General features: G+C 41.0%; 13 protein-coding genes and 2 pseudogenes. 8 read left to right on the forward strand and 7 right to left on the reverse strand.

The window, feature by feature from the left end; translation table 11 throughout:
* A pseudogene (locus AC5JL8_RS22140) lies at window positions 1–228 on the forward strand (hypothetical protein); the annotation flags it as partial.
* A 298-nt stretch (window positions 229–526) separates the two neighbouring features.
* Here AC5JL8_RS22140 and AC5JL8_RS22145 read toward each other — a convergent pair.
* Window positions 527–2,065: an NAD(P)H-hydrate dehydratase gene (locus tag AC5JL8_RS22145; protein ID WP_495881919.1), complete on the reverse strand. Its 1,539-nt coding sequence runs from the start codon at window positions 2,063–2,065 to the stop codon at window positions 527–529.
* 574 nt (window positions 2,066–2,639) lie between these two features.
* Window positions 2,640–3,491: a hypothetical protein gene (locus AC5JL8_RS22150; RefSeq protein WP_495881847.1), complete on the reverse strand. Its 852-nt coding sequence runs from the start codon at window positions 3,489–3,491 to the stop codon at window positions 2,640–2,642.
* 650 nt (window positions 3,492–4,141) lie between these two features.
* Here AC5JL8_RS22150 and mnmA point away from each other — a divergent pair.
* A complete protein-coding gene (mnmA, locus tag AC5JL8_RS22155; protein ID WP_495881848.1) occupies window positions 4,142–5,197 on the forward strand; it encodes a tRNA 2-thiouridine(34) synthase MnmA in 1,056 nt (351 codons plus the stop codon).
* Between the two features lie 152 nt (window positions 5,198–5,349).
* Here the strand turns inward: mnmA and AC5JL8_RS22160 are convergent, their stop codons facing one another.
* Window positions 5,350–5,928 carry a hypothetical protein gene (locus AC5JL8_RS22160; protein ID WP_495881849.1) on the reverse strand — a complete coding sequence of 193 codons (579 nt, stop codon included), beginning with the start codon at window positions 5,926–5,928 and terminating at the stop codon, window positions 5,350–5,352.
* 133 nt (window positions 5,929–6,061) lie between these two features.
* Here AC5JL8_RS22160 and AC5JL8_RS22165 point away from each other — a divergent pair, with 133 nt between their 5' ends.
* The 4 genes from AC5JL8_RS22165 (at window position 6,062) to AC5JL8_RS22180 (ending at window position 11,663) form a co-directional block, all read left to right on the forward strand.
* Entirely contained in the window at window positions 6,062–7,507 is a 1,446-nt protein-coding gene (locus AC5JL8_RS22165) for a tetratricopeptide repeat protein (protein WP_495881850.1), read from the forward strand.
* 194 nt (window positions 7,508–7,701) lie between these two features.
* Complete coding sequence (gene sat, locus AC5JL8_RS22170) at window positions 7,702–8,880, forward strand: sulfate adenylyltransferase (protein WP_495881851.1); 1,179 nt, start codon at window positions 7,702–7,704, stop codon at window positions 8,878–8,880.
* An 88-nt stretch (window positions 8,881–8,968) separates the two neighbouring features.
* Window positions 8,969–11,125 (forward strand): caspase family protein, encoded by a 2,157-nt coding sequence (locus AC5JL8_RS22175; RefSeq protein ID WP_495881852.1) that lies wholly within the window; start codon window positions 8,969–8,971, stop codon window positions 11,123–11,125.
* 88 nt (window positions 11,126–11,213) lie between these two features.
* The gene (locus tag AC5JL8_RS22180; RefSeq protein ID WP_495881853.1) at window positions 11,214–11,663 is read left to right on the forward strand and encodes a DUF4332 domain-containing protein; all 450 of its coding nucleotides are present in this window, start codon (window positions 11,214–11,216) and stop codon (window positions 11,661–11,663) included.
* Window positions 11,664–11,675: 12 nt separating this feature from the next.
* Here AC5JL8_RS22180 and AC5JL8_RS22185 read toward each other — a convergent pair whose 3' ends face one another.
* On the reverse strand, window positions 11,676–12,290 hold the full coding sequence (locus AC5JL8_RS22185) for a TetR/AcrR family transcriptional regulator (RefSeq protein ID WP_495881854.1): 615 nt from the start codon (window positions 12,288–12,290) through the stop codon (window positions 11,676–11,678).
* A gap of 151 nt (window positions 12,291–12,441) precedes the next feature.
* Here AC5JL8_RS22185 and AC5JL8_RS22190 point away from each other — a divergent pair, with 151 nt between their 5' ends.
* Together AC5JL8_RS22190 and AC5JL8_RS22195 are read left to right on the forward strand one after the other, a co-directional pair.
* Window positions 12,442–14,064, forward strand: coding sequence for a M16 family metallopeptidase (locus AC5JL8_RS22190; RefSeq protein WP_495881855.1), 1,623 nt, complete (start codon window positions 12,442–12,444; stop codon window positions 14,062–14,064).
* Between the two features lie 64 nt (window positions 14,065–14,128).
* Window positions 14,129–15,646, forward strand: a complete 1,518-nt coding sequence (locus tag AC5JL8_RS22195) for a M16 family metallopeptidase (RefSeq protein WP_495881856.1) — start codon at window positions 14,129–14,131, stop codon at window positions 15,644–15,646.
* A 74-nt stretch (window positions 15,647–15,720) separates the two neighbouring features.
* On the opposite strand, the gene AC5JL8_RS22200 is transcribed toward AC5JL8_RS22195, so the two are convergent.
* The 3 genes and pseudogenes from AC5JL8_RS22200 to AC5JL8_RS22210 all read right to left on the reverse strand — a co-directional run bounded on the left by AC5JL8_RS22200 (window position 15,721) and on the right by AC5JL8_RS22210 (window position 22,779).
* Window positions 15,721–16,308, reverse strand: a complete 588-nt coding sequence (locus AC5JL8_RS22200; protein WP_495881857.1) for a helix-turn-helix domain-containing protein — start codon at window positions 16,306–16,308, stop codon at window positions 15,721–15,723.
* A gap of 1,505 nt (window positions 16,309–17,813) precedes the next feature.
* Window positions 17,814–18,191 (reverse strand): annotated as a pseudogene (locus AC5JL8_RS22205) (HetP family heterocyst commitment protein); the annotation flags it as partial.
* 2,161 nt (window positions 18,192–20,352) lie between these two features.
* Entirely contained in the window at window positions 20,353–22,779 is a 2,427-nt protein-coding gene (locus AC5JL8_RS22210; protein WP_495881858.1) for a GH116 family glycosyl hydrolase, read from the reverse strand.
* Between the last annotated feature and the right edge of the window lie 157 nt (window positions 22,780–22,936).

Genomic DNA, 22,936 nt, shown 5'->3' on the forward strand with positions numbered 1-22,936 from the left:
AGACTCGTTCATCCACCTCAAAGACTCATTCACGAGTATCAAAGACTCGTTCATCTACCTCAAAGACTCGTTGACGAGTATCAAAGACTCGTTCATCCACCTCAAAGACTCATTCATATCATGTCCGGCAAATCACCCTTAATGTCATTGCGAGTGGAACGAAGTGAAACGACGCAATCGCAATGTTTTTGGGATTGCTTCCCTACAGTCGCAATGACGGTTATTTGAATGGACATGATATCACGAGTATCAAAGACTCATTTCCTGGTTTCCTGTCTTTGAAAATGATGCTACAGCGTTTTTCCTTTGCATGGAATACACGCTCTAAACACTAAATTAGGACTTACGCACCCAAGTCTGAAACCCTGATCCCCCCTAACCCCCCTTCAAAAAGGGGGGAACGTCTAAAGCCCCCTTTTTAAGGGGGGTTGGGGGATCTGAGTGCGTAAGTTCTGTAAATTATCATAAGGGCACAACATTGTTGTGCTTCTACTGTGGTCTATTAATCTGCAAAATACTGTAAGTTTTATACGAGAACTTTCATCAAATACTGTGTCAATGTAAATGCGTCTACGCCTAATTCTGTCCGTTCTTCGGCTGCTAAAATTCCTGCTTGAGAATGCCACCAGGAAGCAGTTGCTACCATATCTTCAACAGCTATTTGCTTAGTTGCGGCTTGCGCCAACAATCCACCCAGTAGCCCAGTTAACACATCACCGCTACCACCACGGGCTAAAGCTGGGGTACTTTTGGGATTCAACCAAACAGCACCTTGAGAGTTAGCGATCGCAGTTCTTGCTCCTTTCAACAATACTATTGCTCCGCTTTGCATTGCAGCTTCCCGCACGGCTTTAACTCTATCTTGATTAGCGTTAGGAATATCAGGAAATAACCGCTTAAATTCACCAGCGTGGGGTGTAAGTACCGTTGGCGCTTGGCGTTTTTGTAACGTGGGGATAGTTCCCATCTGTGCCAAGACGTTCAACCCATCAGCATCGAGAAGTAAAGGGCGATTGCTTGCTATTACCTCTTGCACAATCGGAGTGCTATCGATTGTTAAACCAGGGCCAATTGCGATCGCATCAAAGGAACTCAAATCGGTTTTTTCTGGTAATTGTAAGTGAGCGATCGCTCCGGTTTCTGTTTCTGGACAACCAATAATCAGCGCTTCTGGTAAATGCGAAACTAAAAGCGGTTTAAGATATTCTGGCACAGCAATTGAGAGCATCCCCACACCACTAGCACGGGAACCCAAACCAGTTAAAATTGCACCACCAGCATAGCGACGCGAACCGCAAATTAACAGTAAATGCCCTTCCTTATATTTGTGCGTGACTGGTGGACGAGGTAAAGGCAGATTCTTGATGGCGCTTGCTGTCGTAATGCGTGTAATTTTCGGTGCATCCTTGAGTACAGCTTGCACATCAGCCACAGGAATATCAAAATCAATTAACTCAGCTTCGCCGATATAATCTAAAGCTTGATCCTGCAAAAAACCAAGCTTCCACAAACCCAAGCAAAATGTATGGGTAGCACGAATTGCAATTCCTAAAACTTCACCAGTATCAGTGTGCAAACCTGAAGGCAAATCAATACTAAAAATTGGCTGATTCCATGTGTTTAGCTGATTAATTGCAGAAGCGATCGGATCGGTGAGCGTTCTTTCTAAGCCAAATCCAAACAACCCATCAACTAATAAATCACAATCTGGCAACTGCTCAATTGTTTGATAACAAGGAATACCTACGCTTTGGGCATATTGCAAATGCTGTGTAGTTAATTCTTTCAGCTTCGAGAAAGGATTATATATCCAAACTTCATACCCACAAAAATGTAGTTCACGGGCTACTACCAAAGCATCTCCGCCATTATGACCAGGGCCTACCAAAATCCCAACACGAGATTTATCAGGAATCATTACCTGAATGCGACGGGCAATTAATCCAGCCACCTTTTCCATTAAAGCCGCTACAGGCATTCCGGCTGCAAAGATACGCTCTTCAATATCCCGCATCTGCCCAGCGGTAACTACGATTTGGGAAATTTGTTCTTGCCGATTGTGCATCAGTCCTGATTGCTGAGTTGTAACTAATGAGATCCGCCTTAACTTCTCATTCTTTACTTTTAACATCAGGTGCGGGGAGTCAGACAGAACCAATGCAGAAATATTGAGGCGTAATTCTTTTTAGTAAACATAGAAACAAACAGGACTTACGCACTCAGATCCCCCAACCCCTTTAAAAAGGGGCAGCCCTGCGCCCTTGCGGGTTCCTCGAGTCCCTCAGTGGCGTGGGGCTTTAGACTTTCCCCCTTTTTAAGGCTACGGTGTACACACATCTGTGTACTAAACCGAAATCATTGTAGATCCGTCATTATCCTCCGATAAATTGGAGGACTTTGAGGGATTTTAGCCCCCCTTTTTAAGGGGGGTTGGGGGGATCAAAAGCCTGTGGGACAACTCTCAAAGACTTGTGTGTACACGGTAGCTTTTTAAGGGGGGCTAGGGGGGATCAGGGTTTCAGGCTTCAGTGCGTAAGTCCTACAAAAAAGGGTAAAGGCTGAAATCATTCTTTGCCCTTTACCCTTTTCCTTTTCGCCAACTCCAAAAGTTGTATTGCATTCAACCTACAACCGCTAGATTATCTGCCGTAATAAACTCTGGCGTTACCATATCCTAATTTTCGTATATAGTCATTCCATTGCTCTGCATCTGAGCGCCGGGTAAAAGGCCCAACTGCTACGTGTGGCCCTAATGGTTTTGCTCTTTCGACTACAATGTCATAGCGTCCTGAATTCTGCCGAATTCGGCTGGCGATAGAAGATAATGCTTCTGATTTAGCAGGAACAGTTACATAGTAAAAATCAGATTTTTTTTGCCTAGAATTTCCTCCGGTGTTAGCAGAATATCCTATTTCCTGACCATTAGTGGATTTGACAATTCTTGCCCCACTGATGCCATTTAACTCCAGTTCTCTAACTCGTTGTTGGGCGTTAGCTGCTTTACTAAAAGCTCCTGATTGGATAACGGAACGTCCATTGTAATTTCGGATATAAGCGCTACCTTCAATCTGGCGTATGCGTTCCAGTTGCTGATAACTATTGCCTTCAACATACACTAAATAGCGTTCATAATTCCAACTATATGAATTAGCTTGCGCTGATTTATAAGGCTGAAAGTTTTGATTAGTTTGATTATATTGATTGCCCCTCACTCTTTGGTATGGTTGAAAGTTTTGATTATATGAGTTCCACGGTACTTGTCGTATTGGTTGCCTTTGTGGTGATTTTAATCGTTGTTGTTTATAGGGAGTTAATTGGAAATTTGGCGGTGGGGGTAAACTGTCAACCACCGTTCGTTGTGCCAATAAAATACCACCATTGGCGGTTTGTGCTTGTGCTGGGGTAGAGTCGGGGATCAACGCCAAGTATCCTCCCAAGAACAAAGGCAGCATTGGAAATGTTATCAGTCTATCTGGTATTGTTTTGGACATAGTAGTAACAGGATTTCTCGAAAATTTCCTCAAGGAACTAATTGAGGCTGTCTGTTGTAGCACCTATATCAGTGTTAACTTAGATTTGCTTGATTTGTGTGGTAATGCATAGGTCTTGATAAAATCTCTACCTTACTAGTAATAGATTAAATATCTATGTGATTTGTTTACATAAGAAAGTAGTATAAATCCTTAATTATGTTGATTTTTATCTTATTCTTAAAGTGAAAGTTCATTAATTTTACGGTTATTATTATTGATTAATTTCACAGTTATCTTTTATATATTTACCAAAAACGGAAGTGCTTTACTCGTAAGGCTTTGAAGGATGTATGCTACAATTAAACAATCTCGCAACTCTCTATTGTGCTTGTATAAATAGCCTGTACTCACACATTGAGTAAAGGGCTACTATTATCAGTACAGCACAGAAGCAAGTAGTTTCAAGAGTGTGGGTTGTCATTAGTTGCAATCATGATACCCAAAAACACGGTGTCAAGTTGATTGTATAAAATTTACAATTTGCAAGTTGAACAAAGTTTATATTTTGCCATAGGGCTGCATGGCATAGGTTTTAACCCCTAAAAACCTGCGTTTTATGTTTAGCATTAGCGTTAGTAGCAGTCACTAGCTTAACAAGATTTAAGGACATGAAAAAAGTCGTCGTTGGTCTTTCCGGTGGCGTAGACAGTTCCACCGCTGCTGCAATCCTGCACAATCAGGGCTATGAAGTTGTTGGTTTAACGCTTTGGCTAATGAAAGGCAAAGGTCAGTGTTGCTCTGAAGGAATGATCGACGCGGCTAATATCTGCGAACAACTCGGCATTCCTCATCAAGTTGTTGATATTCGAGATGTCTTTCAGACTAATATTGTCGATTATTTAGTGGCTGGTTACAGCGCTGGGATCACCCCTCTGCCTTGCTCGCAGTGCAATAAAACTGTAAAATTTGGCCCAATGGTGCAGTATGCCCGTGAGCAACTAGGATGCGATCGCATCGCTACTGGTCATTATGCCCAAATTAACTATGACGAAGCTACTGGGCGTTACCAGCTACTAAGAGCAGTTGACCGCAACAAAGACCAATCATACTTCCTCTATGACTTGTCTCAAGATTTACTAGCAGCTACAGTATTTCCTCTAGGAGAAATGCAAAAAGCCGACACGCGCCGCATTGCTGCTGAATACAAACTCGCAACCGCCGATAAGCCAGAAAGCCAAGACTTGTGCTTGGTAGAAAGTAATGGTTCCATGCGGGCATTTCTTGATAAGTATTTAGCCCCGAAAAAAGGCGATATTGTAGATACATCCGGTAAAATTTTAGGACAACACGATGGTGTCCATCATTACACCATTGGACAGCGTAAAGGATTGGGTATTGCTGCACCTGAACCGCTGTATGTGATTGAATTAGATGCGATGAATAATAAAGTAATTGTAGGCGATCGGACTAAGGCAACTCAGCCAGAATGCACTGTAAACCGGGTAAATTGGGTTTCCATCGCTGAACCATCCACCCCAATTCGTGCAGAAGTGCAAATTCGTTATCGTTCCCATCCCACACCAGTAACGGTGATTCCTCTGGAAAACTCCCGCGTCCGCTTAGTGTTTGATGAACCCCAATTCAGCATCACCCCCGGCCAAGCTGCGGTGTGGTATGACAATGATAAAGTCTTAGGCGGCGGAATTATTGAACAGTTTAGTTAGTTAACGCGCATGTAGGGACATTGTAATCCAGTGTCTCTACGCGATCACCAATACCTTATATCTAGCTAGCATCAACCATAGATGTAAACATGGCGATCGCACTTAGTTCACTCTACTCTGAGGTTGAAGAAGTCAGGGCGATCGCTCCAAATTCACAGACAGTAGCTTGTGAAGAATTCTTTCAACTCTGTCTTACGATCTTGAGTAAAGGGATTATAAAATACCTCATCACTATTACCCTGACTCCAAAAACGCAAAATTCTAGGATAGTCAGCATAACGAACGTAAATTAGAGGGGTTTTTGTAGAGGCAATAATATCAAATTTGGTATGATCGCGCCGTTGAGTATCTTCCAGGTCATGCCAGGGAGACTGACATTCCAACATTAGACAAGCTTTACGGCAGTTTTCACCCAAATGAGGGTTCATCACAATTATGTCTACCCTAGAGTTAACCCAGAACTGCCACAAGGTTTTATCCTCTAGGTAAACCCCTTCGCTTTTAGGGCAGGCTATTTGCAAAGGAAATTCGGTGAAGTACCAGTAGTTTTCGCCCAAAATACCACGCACCAATTCCAAGATAGACAGAGCGTAACCACTTATCAGTTCTCCTCGCTCAAAGTCGGCAGTGAAGAAATGCGTATCTTGCTCAAAAAATTCAGATTGGTGAAAATTTGCCTGGATGGATGTTGTATGGCTAGTGTAGACTGCGTTGTGATTATAAGCTGTCATTTAACTCTCTCCAGATTCGTTGATTTATTTGTTTACAAGCTATCTGGAAAACTCCAACTAAGTCTCTACACAAGCGTAGGCAATTTTGTGGGTGATTTTGTGGGTAGTCTATCACCCAAAGCAATTGATAACCTTGAGCAGTAAAGACAAAGACATTGAACCGATGCCAAATTTTACAGATAAGTTAAACGAAGACTTCTCAGAAGTTGACCAATTATGCGATTGGAATAAATTTTACCTGGATCTATTGAAGTGCAATGGTGGAGATGGGTTGAATCCCCAAGAGCAGAGATGTTTAAAAGCTATTGCTATTGACTTACCTCGCGATCAGATTGCTAAAAAACTAAACATTACAACTGATACAGTAAATAGCTATTTAAAGAAGCCTTACGAACTTATTAAAATGCTTTTCCCGGATGAAACGACAGAGGGAAAAATGACAGAGAGAAAAGCTCGTTATCTAATCTTAAGAAATTATAAAAAAATCTCTCAAGCAAATGTTCCTAATTTTGGGCAAGAAAATGAACAAAATTATCAAGCTAACAAAAATAAAAATACAGAACTTACAAGCATAATTAAAGAGTATGCATGGCAGACAATTGAGCAAGTTCAACCCTATATTGATAAATTCAACAATCTGTGTGATTCTAAAAAATATACAAAAGCCTTTTACACAATTTTTGATACTGATGATTATGAAAATTGTGTTTATAACTTCTTAAGTTCGCATGGCTACTTGAATATCGTAATTGCTCTTTATGAGCGATTAATAGAATTTTGGATTCCCGGAAAAGTCGAAAAATGGGAATTTATAACTACACTTACTTGTTTGGGTGATGCTCATGATCGAATGGGAAATCACGAAATAGCCATTGGATATTATCAAAATTGCTTACAAATTGCCGAGGAAATTAATGATAGAGACAACATCGGTGGTTCTCTTGTAAATTTGGGTCTCGCCTACTTTTATTTAGAAAACTATGAAGAAGCACTGGACTATAGCCGACGTGGCTTAGAAATCGTCAGAGAAATTGGGAATACAGAGTTTGAGGCTCACGCATTAAATAACTTAGGCATGATTTACAGTGATCTTGAAGAGTACCAATTAGCTATTGATTATTATCATTTTTCGTTAGAAGTTAAATCAAAGCTTAATGATCCTCAAGGAGCAGCAGGGTCATTAATTAATATAGGCAACACATACCGCCAGCTAGAAAAGTATGAACAAGCTATTTCTTACCTTCAACGCGGAATAGAAGCTGCTCACCATAGTCATCATAATCAATTTGAAGCTAATGGCTGGTTTAATTTAGCATTGGCTCTAGATTCTCTATACCATTATTCAGATGCTATTTCTGCCTATGAAGAAGCTTTTAAGCTGTATCAGCAAATGGAGATGATTGAAAATGCAAAAGACTGTACAAAAGCGATTATCCAGATGAACAAAGCCATTCAAGACGACATTGGTGATTTCATGTGCAATGGCTGCAATACAGACGATTGTGGGAACATTGATTTTAAAGACGATTTTGGTGCAGAAACCAGCGATAAATTGGACAATGAGGTATATGCTGATTGAGCAAGAAAATATTTGGCAACATCATGACAATTAAGCATACTTGTTCCCGAAATTAATATAGTATTTTTGTACTATAGAAAATTGTTTCTGAATTTGTAAGTCATAGCCAAACTCTTTTTCTCTACGTATCAGCATTTTGATAAAGTTAATACATACTTTGAAACAATAACAGTTAACTCAAAGAGGGGATTACATTGAGTCACCATCCAGATGCCATTGCCCCCCACGGTGGACAGTTGGTTAATCGCATCGCCACACCAGAACAAAGGGCAGAATTTCTCTCAAAAGCAGAGTTTTTGCCACGAGTGCAACTTGACGAGCGAGCCGTTTCTGATTTAGAGATGATTGCGATCGGCGGTTTTAGTCCACTCACAGGTTTTATGAACCAAGAGGACTACGATCGCGTGGTTACAGAAATGCGGCTAGCTAACGGTCTTGTGTGGTCAATTCCAATTACACTGTCGGTAGCAGAAGAAGTAGCTGCTCCTTTGCAGGAAGGCGGCTTTGTCCGTCTGGATAACCCCAGAGGTGAGTACATTGGGGTTTTGCAACTGACGCAAAAGTATCATTACGACAAAACCCGCGAAGTCGTCAATGTTTACCGCACTGATGACGCTAAACATCCTGGAGTGCAGGTAGTCTATAAGCAAGGTTCTGTCAATCTTGCTGGTGATATTTGGCTATTGCAACGTGATTCTCATCCTCAGTTTCCCGCTTGCCAAATCGATCCAGCCGAGTCTCGGCAAATGTTTAAAACCAAAGGCTGGAAAACAATTGTTGGGTTTCAAACTCGTAACCCCATCCACCGCGCCCATGAATATATTCAAAAGTGCGCTTTAGAAACCGTCGATGGTTTATTTTTGCACCCATTAGTAGGGGCGACAAAAGAAGATGACATCCCTGCTGATGTGCGGATGCGCTGTTATGAAATTTTGCTAGAACACTACTATCCCCAAGACCGGGTAATTTTGGCAATTAATCCAGCGGCAATGCGTTATGCTGGCCCTCGTGAGGCAATTTTCCATGCTTTAGTTCGCAAGAACTACGGCTGCACTCACTTTATTGTCGGGCGAGATCATGCAGGCGTAGGTGACTACTACGGTACTTACGATGCTCAGTACATCTTTGATGAATTTGCAGCCCATGAATTGGGCATTGTGCCGATGAAATTTGAACACGCGTTCTACTGCACTCGCACTAAACAGATGGCAACGACTAAAACTAGTCCTAGTAGACCAGAAGAGCGCGTTCACCTCTCAGGAACTAAGGTGAGAGAAATGCTGCGTCGAGGTGAATTACCACCGCCAGAATTTTCTCGTCCTGAAGTAGCCGCAGAATTGGCACGGGCAATGCGAGTACAAGCATTGGCTTAGGGTAGTCTATTAACAGACAAACAGTATTAACTTTACACAGCAGACTTCAGCCCTTTAAGCTGTTAGCTGACGGGCTGATGGCTAATTTATGAAGCGTCGGACTTTTTTACAACGGATTGGCTCAATACTCGCGGTATTGGGTATAACTGAAACTGAGTGGTTGACTTTGGGCGATGCCTTCGGCGGGCAAAGCCTACGCTATTACCAAGCTTTGGCACAACCCAGTCCGCGTAAACTGGCTTTACTTATAGGCATAAATCAATACCAAAAAAGCCCCTCTCTTAGCGGTTGTTTAACCGATGTGGAACTACAAAAAGAACTGTTAATTTATCGCTTTGGCTTCTCTGCTTCAGATATCCTCACCTTAACTGAGGAACAAGCTAGCCGAGAATTTATTGAAGCGGCTTTTTTAGATCATCTCGGTAAGCAAACTAAACCAGGCGATGCCGTTATTTTTCACTTTAGCGGTTACGGTACTCGCATCAAAACAGAAACCGATACTGTACAAAACGCTCTAGTACCAATCGATGAGAGCAAGAATCCACAAAATACTAATATTGTCAATTATTTATTAGAAGAAAGCTTACTTTCATTGTTGCGATCGCTTCCTACAGATCGTGTCACAGCAGTATTTGATACTAGCTACTACGCTCCTAATACAATCCAGCCAACGGGATTGCGAATTCGCGCCCGCCCAGAAATAATAGATGCCCAGCTAGCAACAGAAGAACTGGAATTTCTCAAACAACTCAAAACGCAAAATTCACTCAGTAAGGGCGAAGTGACTCCGCCTCTGCTGCTGACAGCGACCTCAGAATCAAAGCAATCGGCGAGAGAAGTTTTGCTGTCCGGTTTTAGTGCGGGATTATTTACCTACGCCTTAACACAATATTTATGGGAAGCCAGCCCAGCCAAGACAATTCAAGTCAGCCTCTCCCATGTGGAAACTTCTATGCACAAGCTGGGTAGCACACAGCAGCCAGCGTTATTAAGTAGTAAGAAAAATCCCCAAGCAATTTTACTTGCAGATAATTTTCTGCCCAACAGTACTATAGGGGCCGAGGGAGTAATCACAGCCACGGAAGAAGATGGCAAAACAGTTAATCTGTGGTTAGGAGGAATACCGCCACAAGTACTAGAAAATTACGGAATTAACTCTCGATTTAGCTTAGTCACAGGAGAGCAGTTAGTATTGCGATCGCGCACTGGATTAACTGCAAAAGCACAAATCCCCATTTTTGATAATACTAATTCTTTACAAGTCGGACAACTTGTCCAGGAAGCAGTCCGAGTTTTACCCCGCAATATTAATTTAATAGTTGGCTTAGATACTGGACTCGAAAGAATTGAGCGAGTAGATGCTACCAGCGCTTTTGCCACTGTTACTCGTGTATCCACTGTAGTAGCAGGAGAACAACCAGCTGATTATTTATTTGCTAAGCTATTGCAACCTCCCACTCGTTATGGTCTATTTTCTGTTGGCGGCGAGCTAATTCTCAACACTGCTGAGGAAGTAGGCGAAGCAGTAAAAATGGCAGTGCAGCGATTAGCACCAAAATTAACAACTTTACTAGCAGCAAAATTATGGCGTCTTACAGAAAATGAAGGTTCTTCGCGCTTGGCAATCAAGGCATCTTTAGAGATTATTAACAGCATATCGCCTCGTGTTGTCATGCAACGAGAAACAATGCGATCTCTCGGTTCTGAAACTTCAATGAGCAAGCCACTTAGAACTCCTGTTGTGCCTATTGGGAGCCGAATGCAGTACAAGGTGCAAAATCTAAGCGATCGCCCAGTATATTTAATACTGCTGGGATTAAAGAATAGTAGGAGTGCGATCGCATTCTACCCCTGGGAAATCCCCGCAGAATCTGACATCTCGGAAACCAAACCTCTACTTAAACCAATAGTCATCGCTCCAGGTGAGACTATTAGCCTACCACAAGCTGCGGCTACCTCTGGATGGGTGATTCCAGGGCCGGCTTATGAATGCGAACACCAACTAATTTTAAGCACCTACCCTTTCAGCGAAACCCTAACTAATTTGGAAACTGCTAAAAATCTCACCACAGATCAACAACCCATAGGCCCATTGTTGAATCCCTTAGAAGTTGCCCAAGCGCTACTACAAGATTTACACAACGCCAGCCCAGTTAAAGCTGAGATAAATAGCACCGTTACTGACTCCTACGCCTTGGACGTAAATAATTGGGCAAGCCTCAGCTTTAGTTTTCAAGTAGCGTGAAGTACCCACGCATTGCTCTTAAGCACTCAGCACTTTCCTATGTTATTCAGTCACAATATTAAAGAAGCCTAAGTTTGAGTTTCATGAAATGCCTGCTAAACACACACATAATAGAAGCCCTATCGCAGCTTGTGACTGGCCGATTGAGCAATTACCTGGATTGAGCCAAGAAGAACAATTGCAACTGCAAAACTGTGGAATTAAAACTACAGGAGTACTAGTTAAACAAGGAAAAAATCTAGAGTCAAAGTTAGCCTTAGCAAATAAATTGCAAGTGCATTTGCAATATGTAAATAAATGGATAGCTTTGGCAGATTTGGCGCGTATTCCCAGCGTAGGGCCGCAATATTGTGGTTTATTACTGCACGCGGGTATTGGCTCTGTAGCGCAGTTGGCTCAGACTCCTACTCACAGATTGCATCAACAAATTATGCGCCTACAAGTAGCAACATTGCAACGACGAGATTTATGTCCAGCGATTGAGCAAGTGCAGCAATGGAGTCAACAAGCGAAAATAGTGCTGAGTGCTGAGTGCTGAGTTAATAATGCCTCATTCTTTAGCTAGCACACCATTGAGGAAGATATCAGCAAGTCCTTCTGCCATTTGCTGCATTTCTTGAGGGGAGGCGTTTGGTTCCATGAGGGTATTGTCGGAGAAGCCTGCGATCGCAAACATTCCCAAGAAAACCTTGGCGACAAGTTTGGCGTCTGTCTGGCGATAAATGCCTTTATCCATAGCGGTTTGGAAGAAAGCTTCAGCCACATCGGTCATTTTAGTAATGACATCTAATTGAATGCGATCGCGCAAGTCTGGGTGAAACTGCACTTCCATAAAACAAACTCGCATTAGATCAACATTTTTGTGCAAATTCCACATCCGGCGGCGCATCACCTGAGCTACAGCTTTATAACTGCCCATTTCGCTCAATTCTGTGAGCAAATCAGTCAGAATGTCGATCCAGCCATTAGTTGCCACCTCAACCAAAATAGCCTTTTTGTTGGGAAAATGACGAAACAACGTGCCCTCAGCTACACCTGCTGCCTGTGCTAAGTCCCGCGTGGTAGTACCATCAAAACCTTGGGAGGCAAATAATTTTTGTGCCGCCTGTAAAATGCGGGTACGCGTCTGTGCCTCTGAGGGGGGAGTAGAATTAAAAACTCGCATAGCAGTTACTGTGAGATCTTCGGAACACGACTTGTAGCATTATTGTCTAACGTCAAGTACAAAAAGCACAGAAAGCTTAATACAAGATTAACGCTCTGCTTACCAAATCGCCTGTCTCTTAGGTAGTGAAAATTTAGTTTAATTGTCGCTTATGAATCAGCTCAATTGCTTCCGAGCATTTTTAGATTGGTTAAGCCAAGTACCAGCTATACTGTATCGGCTAGTTGTAACTTTGTTAGCACTGACGATTTTCAGCTGGGGGTTATTACCAGAAGTCGCTCTAGCTCAAACTCAGACCGCACCTCCTCCTCAAAGAGTACAGCCATCTCCCAAAACTCAAACTTCGATTCAACCTTATTTGGATCGGGTAATTCAACAGTTGACAGAGTTTCGGCTTGACAATGGTTTGAAGTTCATTGTTTTAGAACGGCATCAAGCACCAATAGTCTCCTTTGTTACCTATGCAGATGTAGGTGGAGTGGATGAGCCAGATAAAAAAACAGGTGTAGCACACTTTCTTGAGCATTTGGCTTTCAAAGGTACAAAGCGCATTGGTACAACAAACTACATTGCTGAAAAACCTTTACTAGAACGCTTGCAACAGTTAGATAACCAAATTCAAACAGCAAAAGCTAGTGGCAAAAAAGATGAAGTTGCCAAATTACAAGCCCAGTTTCAGCAAGTGGAATCACAAGCAGCCAAGCTAGTCAAGCAAAATGAACTAGGACGAATTGTAGAACAAGCAGGAGGCGTTGGCTTAAATGCTACTACTTCTACGGAAGCTACGCGTTATTTTTACAGCTTTCCTGCTAATAAATTAGAACTGTGGATGTCGCTGGAATCAGAGCGATTTTTAGAACCTGTGTTTCGGGAGTTTTACAAAGAAAGAGATGTGATTTTAGAAGAACGGCGTCTGCGGGTAGAAAATTCCCCGATTGGCTTGATGGTAGAGAAGTTTATCGATACAGCTTTTAAAGTTCATCCTTACAGGCGTCCAGTAATTGGTTATGACGAAGATATCCGCAACCTAACACCTGAAGATGTGCAGAAGTTTTTTGACACCTATTATGCACCAAGCAATTTAACGATCGCTATTGTCGGCGATGTTAACCCGACTGAAGTTAAAAGGCTAGCGCAGACTTACTTTGGACGCTTTAAGTCCAGGCCAAAAGCTGTTGCATCAATCCCGGTGGAACCCAAACAGACACAAACACGGGAAATTACTGTACAGCTACCTTCTCAACCTTTGTATTTAGAAGGTTATCATCGTCCGGCGCTGACTCATCCAGATGATGCAGTTTACGAAATTATTAGCAGATTGTTGAGTAATGGGCGCACGTCACGGCTGTATAAGTCTTTGGTAGAACAGCAGCGTTTGGCACTCAATGCCCAAGGTTTCAGTGGATTTCCTGGAGATAAGTACCCAAATCTCATGTTATTTTATGCTCTCACGGCTCCCGGCCACACAGTTGATGAGTTGGCGGTGGCTTTGCGTAAGGAAATTGACAGATTAAAAACTGAGCCAGTTGCTGCGGTTGAATTACAACGAGTCAAGACACAAGCAAGGGCAGATTTATTGCGTACTCTCGATTCCAATATGGGGATGGCACAGCAGTTATTGGAATATGAGGTAAAAACTAGCTCTTGGCGGAATTTGTTTAAGCAGTTGGATGAAATTGCCGCAGTGAATGCTGCTGATATTCAGCGAGTGGCAAAAGCATCATTTACGCCTGAGAACCGCACGATTGGCAAGCTGTTGTCGAAACAGGGTTAAGCAATTCAAAATTCACTCATTCACAGTTCAAAATTTTAACACCCAATGTTGACAGCAAAAAGATATGCAGAGGTACAAGGTGAAGAGTAAAAGGCAGATGGGATTCAAAATTCACAAGAGTAAAAGGCTAATTTATGCATTAGTTGCGGCTTGTGCCTTTTTACTTTTTTCTTTTAACTTTTCTCTGGCGGCGACAGCAGAGGCAAAGCATTACACAGAGTTGCAGTTGCCACCGTTACCTGAAGTTAAAGTACCCAAGTATGAGCGGTTTGTGCTTCAAAATGGCTTGGTTGTATATTTAATGGAGGATCACGAGCTACCGTTGGTAAATGGTATAGCTTTATTGCGTACAGGAAGTCGCTTGGAGCCAGCAGAGAAGGTTGGTTTAGCTGGTTTTACAAGTGCGGTGATGCGAACAGGGGGAACTAAAAAGCACTCGCCTGACGAAATCAACGAGATATTAGAGCAGCGGGCGGCGGCGGTGGAAACTAGTATTGGTGAAACTGCTGGTAATGCTAGTTTTGATGCACTCAGCGAAGATATAGAAACAGTTTTGGGGCTGTTTGCTGAAGTTTTGCGCGAACCTGTGTTTGCTCAGGAAAAGCTGGATTTGGCAAAGACACAAGGCAGGGGTAGTATTGCCCGTCGTAATGATAATCCAGATAGTATTGCTGGGCGGGAATTTCGGAAATTGATCTACGGACAAGATAGCCCTTATGCCCGCATAATGGAGTATGCGACATTGGATCGAATTTCCCGTGAAGATTTGCTCAAATTCTATCAGCAGTATTTTTACCCCAATAATATGATTTTGGGGGTTGTGGGAGATTTTGAACCCAAGAAAATGCGATCGCTCATTCAAGCTAAGTTTGGCGATTGGCAACCTAATCCGAAGCTGGCTAAACCCCAACTGCCAGAGGTTGCCCAAGCTAAAACCGGCGGTGTGTTTTTTGTGAATCAGCCGCAACTGACTCAAAGTAATATTCTCATTGGGCATTTGGGCGGAAGGTTAGATAGTCCTGATTATGCAGCGCTCGATGTGTTGAATGGGGTGTTAAATGGATTTGGTGGACGCTTGTTTAATGAGGTGCGATCGCGCCAAGGTTTAGCTTACTCTGTATATGGTCAATGGAGTCCCCGCTTCGATTATCCGGGAATGTTCATTGCTGGGGGACAAACGCGATCGCAAACAACTGTACAGTTTGTCAAAGCCTTGCAAGACCAAATTAAGCGTATCCAGACTCAAAGAGTGACACCACAAGAACTCGCTTTTGCTAAAGAGTCTACGCTCAACTCGTTTGTTTTTAATTTTCAAGACCCTGGCCAAACTCTATCACGCTTGATGCGATACGAATATTATGGCTACCCTGCCGACTTCTTGTTTCGCTACCAAAAAGCTGTAGCAGCAACGACAGCAGCCGATGTGCAGCGAGTAGCACGACAATACCTCAAGCCAGAAAATATCGTGACTTTGGTAGTGGGAAATCAAAACGCTATCCAACCACCACTGACACAATTAGCAGCGCAAGTAACGCCAATAGATGTGACGATTCCTCCTCCACAACCACAAGCTAAAAATTAAGCCATATTTCAATAATTTGACAAAGTAGAGATAATTGATGAATTATCTCTACTTTTTTTAGTGGCTCTCATTCCCTAACTCTCTCTCTTGCTCAAGTGAAAACTAGGCTGGGAGTTAGATTGCAAGTCGCAAATTGTAATGCCAGCATTCTTTAAACAATTAGTTTGTTGTTGGTAAGAGGATTTTCGCTTGGTTGAAAGCCCCATTTGTTTTAGTAGGCGATTAATATGGCGATCGCTGATTTCAATGCCAAATTCTTTAGCAAGATGTTTGCTTAACCATTGAGCTGTCCAACAACTAAATCCATAACCATATTCACGAGGGCTACAACTCACCAATTCTTTCAATCTTTCCAAATATTGATGATTAACAGTCTTAGGTCTACCTATCGGTCGCTCGTTCCATTTATGTGCTAGACCTGCTTGTGCTACAGCAATCCAGTATCGTGCCATTTCTTGCGAACAACCTAATATTTCACAGATATGCGTTTGAGATTTACCGCTGTCTGCTAGCAACATAATTTCAATCCGACGACGATATTCTGGCTGCAAATCAGCTTGCAAATTCTTGAGCAGAACCTTCCTTTGAAAAGAAGTTAAAAATCTGCTTTCTTGCGTGTAGATAGTATCAAAAATCTTGTCTTGACTAGAATAGTATGACATAATAAATGTCCAGTTGCAGTCAACTGTAAAAGTGTGGGTCAATCCGTCCGCAGCAGCTGTGATTTGATACTTATAGCTAAGGTTTCACAACTGCGAAATTTATTAGCCCTGCAAGGCTAATTCATTTCTTTATTATTGATATGCAACTAAAAGCCGGGTTTATTCCCCTAGGTTTTCGGAAGTCTAGGGGATGGTTCCCGGTTGGCTTAGTTTCAAGTCCCGACTTCTGAGCTTAACGAAATAAGCCAAAAAAATCATAGTCAATTGCATATTTTGTGAATCATATAAAATCCTCACTAAAAACTTATCTAGCAATTTTCAAAGTGTAGATAGCTTTCAAGCAGAAGAAAGAGCACTTGGTAACATATGCAGACAACATATCTTTTGAGTCTTTCATAAACAACAGTTTCTTAACAAAACACCAAAAACCAGTTCGCTGATCGATGATGAAATCATGAATTTCTAATTATTGACTGTTGCTTTATACCAAAGTCGAGTTTCAATGTCAGGCTGCTTATAGCCCTAGATTAACAAATTTTTTCATCCAGTATATTTTTTTAATTTGAACTCATTAAAGAGCTATGTCTACGATAAAGAAATAAAACTTTACGCAGTACATAAACATACTACATTACTAGTATTTAGTAAATTTACTTTATTTAGTCAAGCCTAATCTTGAAATAGCGATGAATATTTTATGCTAGCTTTATAATAAATTTATTAACTTTTTAATTTTTAACTTTTTCTAAATTTTGTATACTAAACCTTTACTCAATATGTTTAATAGACTCTGAACGGAAAAATCAACATTTTTCTGAATACTAGTTTTTTATGCATCTATCTTAAGTCTGAAAATTTAATTACGCCATGAAATTATGATTATATATGATCATATATGATTATATAGCTCTCTGTAAGAGATTTCTAAGAGGATGTCCGCCTAATCCCTTATCGGAAGAACTCTCCGGGTTCCCGCATCAGTTCTGATAATAAATATTCAACCAGACTCGACATTACTTTCTGCTAACATCCAGCCTGTCAATTTTATTTATATTGTTCTGTATAAGGAAATACTAAAAACTGAACTTTACCAAAAACAAGCACCTTTAGCGCACCTTTAATAAACACCCACGCTTGAAAGAAAGCAATTTCTTAGATTATTAAGCTGTACCATTTTGATTTTAGATTTAAAATTAGAAGTCGTATTGGTGCGCCTGAGTTTTGTAAATATATCTGTATTGAAGCAATTGAAAAGCTATCACAATAGGTAGAGAAAGGGTAAAGATTAAGGCACAGGGTAATCAAATTCCTTTCACCCTTCTCCTTGTCCCTCATCCCTACTTTATAGTGACTCCGAGTTTTCCTTAGCCTAACTTGTGTAAGAAGCCTACTTATATTTAATTAATAAAAATATTAACTAAATTTCATTATTCTAAGGAAAAACCTTGAATGCTTTCTAGCTTCAATTCAGATTTTACTAGTTAATAGTCTTGAACTTACTTTTTCAACCACTGATCCATACTACCGCCACGAATTTCTGCTTTTTGCTTGCCAACTACCTCAAGATAAGCTAAATCTTTAATTTTGCTTAAGCATGTTGGTGAAACATTCGTATCAGGTCTTAAATCAGGAGATTTTTTGGCAATGTTCGGGTTTGAGTTTTGCTGATGGTTGGATCTACTAATGTGCGAGTTTTCTTTGAGTAAGCGATTATAGGTGCGGTAGGGAATGTAGTGTAAAGGATTGTAGCCAGCAAAACGTAGCATTAAAACACATGCCCAGGAATACTTTCCAGAAAGAATTGCCTCAACTACTTGGTCAAACTCTTCAGGATGAATTGATTTATTGAAGTTGCTACTTATGCCAGGAATATCTTGATTCATAGTGTTAGTTGTCTTCGATGAAGTAAACCAATCCAGTTTCTTTGGCTGTTGGTATTTAAATTGAGGTTGACAAACTGCTTTGGCCTATTGGCGGTTGCTTAATTAGTTCAAAGCTGGGCAAGGCAGCTAGCGGTAGATGGTTAACAAAGGTAAAAAATTACTTTTGTTATGTCAGATGACTGGCTGAAAAAGTCTCCGTCTGGCTCTTGGTAGATGCAGTTTCGTCCTCTTGAACTTCCCAACTCCTAAGTCAATTACTTTTCCCTGATAAATTTTTCGTATAATATGATGCCAAAATTTTAGGAGTAATTCAGCAAAATCCTTTGTATTTTACCCAAGGAAAGAAAAAGTCTTCAACCTTGATCATTAATAACAACATTTTTATTTATACTATTTTTTGCTGTTAATGTCATCTGCCAAATTTGTGGCTAATAAGTTAAATTTACTGATTTTGTAGGAATATTTACTTGTGTATGTGCAAGTTTGGATTTTGTCCCCTATTTTACTAATTAGTGGGGGGTAATACCCCTCATTTAGTATTCTTTGAAAGTTCTTCCATTTGTCAGTTAACTAGGAAATACTACCATTAACTTTGTTGCTAAACAAGCGATTAAGTTAGCAATATAAACAGCATTTAATAAAAAGGAATTAATCCTAACTATTGAAAATTATTTTTATCAATAATGTATTGTATGCTGTTGCTCAAGTTGGATATATTGCTTGTCGTGCATAGGCTACGGTTATTAAAGCCTTAGTAAAATTAAAAAAAAAATTTAGCAATATTGTATAGCAGCTAGCAATTAATTAGCTATAGAATTTTGTTAAAAATAAAGTTTTATGCTATGATAAATAAACTGTATTAATCAGAGCGATCGCGCTCTAATAAATCATCGACTATTTTTTTTAATAAAAAGGATGTGCAGAATTAACCTGCTACATCCTGATAAAAAGTCAGCACTAAAATAAATGTAGTTTACGTACAAATATGTTAAGTTTATACAAAAAATATTTGCTGCCTGATTAATATTTAAATCATTAATTTAAATGTCATTATTATGAAATTGCATTTGGATTAAGTGGTAGTGAAAACTGCTAGTTGCTATTAATGTCTCATGAATCGCTTGTTCAAAAAGGATACATCGGTCTAGAACAAGTATGCATTCAGCATCGCGGACATTGGAGAGACGACGATGGGAAATGATAAAGGTGGTGCGGTCTTGGCTCTTCTGGGCTAAATTCTGTTGAAATTACCGCTCTGACTTGGCATCTAGGGTACTAGTCGCTTCGTCCAAAATCAGATTTGTGGATTCTTAACCAATGCGCGATCGCTAGCTATTTTTTTGGTTTGGATCATTCCAACAGCCTCTGCAAAACGCAATTACTCGTAGTATTAATCGCCAATTGCTTACCTATCATTTTTCAGTGGCTTCTCTAAGTGAAAGTTAAAAAAGAACATTTGATTAGCAAAACCCAACTTATGATTCCATCATGATAGGAACCAAGTACTGATGCATTCTTGTAAAACTTTGATTGTGTTCTTCAATTCTCACCTCATAATTTTGTCAAATTTTACTCCTGCCTAAAATAGTATTTACTTGTTTCAATATATTTTTATGTAGTAAAAAACACTTGGAATAAATTATAAAATCATACTTTTACTAAAAATACTTTATGATTAGCAACTTAATTGAGGTAGTTTTTTTTACAAAACTTACTTTTCAAAAATGAATTTTTCCTTAAGCAAAAATTGTTATTGGTGAACATAATCTTTGTAATAGTAAGAGTTTGGATGACTAAAGATAGCAATGTGGGACTTTTTTAAACTTGTAGTCCTGAGTGCCAGTTTTTTAATTATTTCTGAGTGTTACTTATCTTTTCCTTGAGTTCTTAGAACACCCGGAAAATAAAACCACTAGTTATATAGACACTTAATGTCTCATCAGTAGAGTACACTCCAAAACGCACATAATAAAACATCTATTTCTATGTTTATGTATATTTGGTTGCAAATTCTAGATTGACTGCTCAAAAAGCAATCACACCAACGACAAGGTAGCGATCGCAAAATATAAAACTTACGCATCTTGTCCCTTGAGACTTGGTATAAGGCTTTTGAAGCCCTACACCTTCATCCCTTCCCTCACTACCCAGTCCCTAGCGGTTAGTGGCTAATAACTAAGTAAATTGCCCAAATAGCCATTGCCCGCAGATAAGTACTTGCACGAAAAGTACCAGATGCAGTTATGGCTTCAGGCGTGCGGAACTGTAAGCCGTTATCGTAAATTTGCTGCACTACAGCTTGTGTCAACCTCAATGCTTCATCCTTCATTCCCATCTGCACTAGAAAAGCTGCTAGTCCAAAGTTGATACCTGTCCAGACTTCCAAAGGATGAGTAGCCTTGGGGTTTTCTGGTGAACCGTCAGGAAGAACACCATTGGCTGCACCGAACTGACCATTTTGAAACTTGAGGAAGCAAGCATCATAAACAGTTTTCAACGCAGATAAAGCGCGATCGCTCGCTACAATATCCGGTAATCCCAGCAAGCGCGCATAAAATTGCCCACACAACTGATCCGCCATCACCACATCAGAACCACTTTTACTATCCAGGCGATAATATTGCCCATTCCAGAGTTTTTCTTCGTAGATGGGGCGAGATTGGGCTAACCATTTTTCATAGATGGATTTTTGAACCTTTAACTCCTCTGTGTTCTCTGCGTCTTGGCGGTTCGTTAATAAAACATCACTAATGGCGATCGCAGCTGACAAAGCCGCCAACCACAACCCGCCACAATAAGCACTTACCCCTTGCAACCGCCAATCATCAAAAGTTTGATCGGGCGCACCAGAATTTTCGGGAATTCCATCATCATCTTGATCAAATGTTTTCAAATAGTTGAGAGTTTGGACAATTGCAGACCAGCAGTCTGCCAAGAATTGCACATCATCAGCACCCGTGAGCAGAAAATCCCGATATACTTGCAATACAAAATCGCTGCCTAAATCTTTCCACAAATTGCAATCTTGGTAGCAAGTGTAGTTAGTTTTTTCCCAAACGTGTTCATTGGGTGCGCCTAAATCATGGGGTGTTGCGCCTGCAACTTTACGGACAGCCGTTGTCGTATCTGCGCCAATTGTATAGTAATAACCAATTACTCGGTAATGATCGTCACTTTGGGGAATTGCCCGTGCAAATGCCCGCATGACTGATTTTTCCAGTTCTGGGAACAATATCAGCAGCGCAAAAGAACCATACAACCGCACATCTAAACTTTCATACCAGCGATAATCTAAGCACTCCAAAACTGCAAACTGACCGCTGTGATCAAGTTCTGATGCGGCACTCCAGAGAGTACCACCGCTGGTGAGGTCATAAAGTTCATTAAATAAAGCCATTTTCAACCAAGAAGGTAAATCTTCTCGGTCAAGAATGGGTTGTTGCCAACTTTGAATCTGCGATCGCCAACTTTGGTATTCTTTTAAAGCAGTAGATGCGATCGCCCAAGCATTCTCACCACTTTGATCAAAAAAGTCTGTATATCTGCGGTAGTAGTTGATTCCGGCTGCAAATTCTGTTACCGGGAAATCCCAAGCCAAGACAAAGGGAATTTCTAGAGTTTCCCCTGGTTGCAGAGTGAAACGAACTGCGATCGCTGCACCTATTTGTGTATTCTCTGTTGCCGGAGTTGCATCTATATAATTAGGCAAAGAACCATCCTCAGCAAAGCTCTGCCATAATTCTTCACCAGTACCGACCGGATTCCAGCGGGTATGCTGAAATACTTCCACTTGAGAATGTTTCAGTGTGGCAATGCACCAGCTACCATCTCCTTCTTGCACAGATGCATCGCTACCAACCCCAGATAAAAAGCAACCAAAGTGTTGGTTATTTTCCACTATTTGATTGTAATTACCTTGACTTTCGCCCCAGCGTGGCTGATATTCATAAACCGGGCTGCCATCATCCCTGATTTTCACTTCAGGTGATTTCAAAGCATTTGTGAACCAACCCACCATATTTTCCCAGGTAAGCATAATGCTGAGAGTGATAGGTGCATTGGTGGGATTATGAGCATTCCAGACAAACACCGCCACAGGGTAACTAGTTTCTTGATAATTGTTTGCCCAAATCGGGGAAAATTGCTCACAGGTTAACTGTGCTTGAAATACATTTTCGTAAACAAACCAACTGCGAGGGTATAGCGCGTGATACGTACCTGTATTCACAATCCCCCCTGCTTCACTCGCCGGATACCATTGCCAACCTTTCAAGCTTCCATCTTCAGGCGATTGGGTAGATAAAGCATAAGCTTGAGAAGATGTACCAGTAGATTCAAATACACTGAATTGACAGGCGGGATTATTTTTGAAAGTATGCTCTCCCCCGTCAATGTGCCACAGATTAAAGTCTCCCCCTGAAGAACGGCCGATACAACCCGCACCAAAGCCACCTAAAGGCATACCGTGCCAAGGGCCATCATCAATATTACTAGCGTAGCGAACAGTATAAGGTTTGTCCCAACCTAAACCGATGGGACGACTCCAATTACAAGAAGGAATTTGCGGGGAGATTTGATTTGTCGTCATCGCTTGATATCACAGCGTGCAGTTTTGCTAATGAAGACTAGCGCGATGTGCGATTTTTCTCAAGTAAAACGTGGTACTGGCTTAACAATGAACAATGTTGTTAGCTTGCAATACAAATTGGTCTGGGCGGAAGCTGTCGAGATAGCATTAAATTAAG

The organism is Mojavia sp., assembly GCF_059505145.1.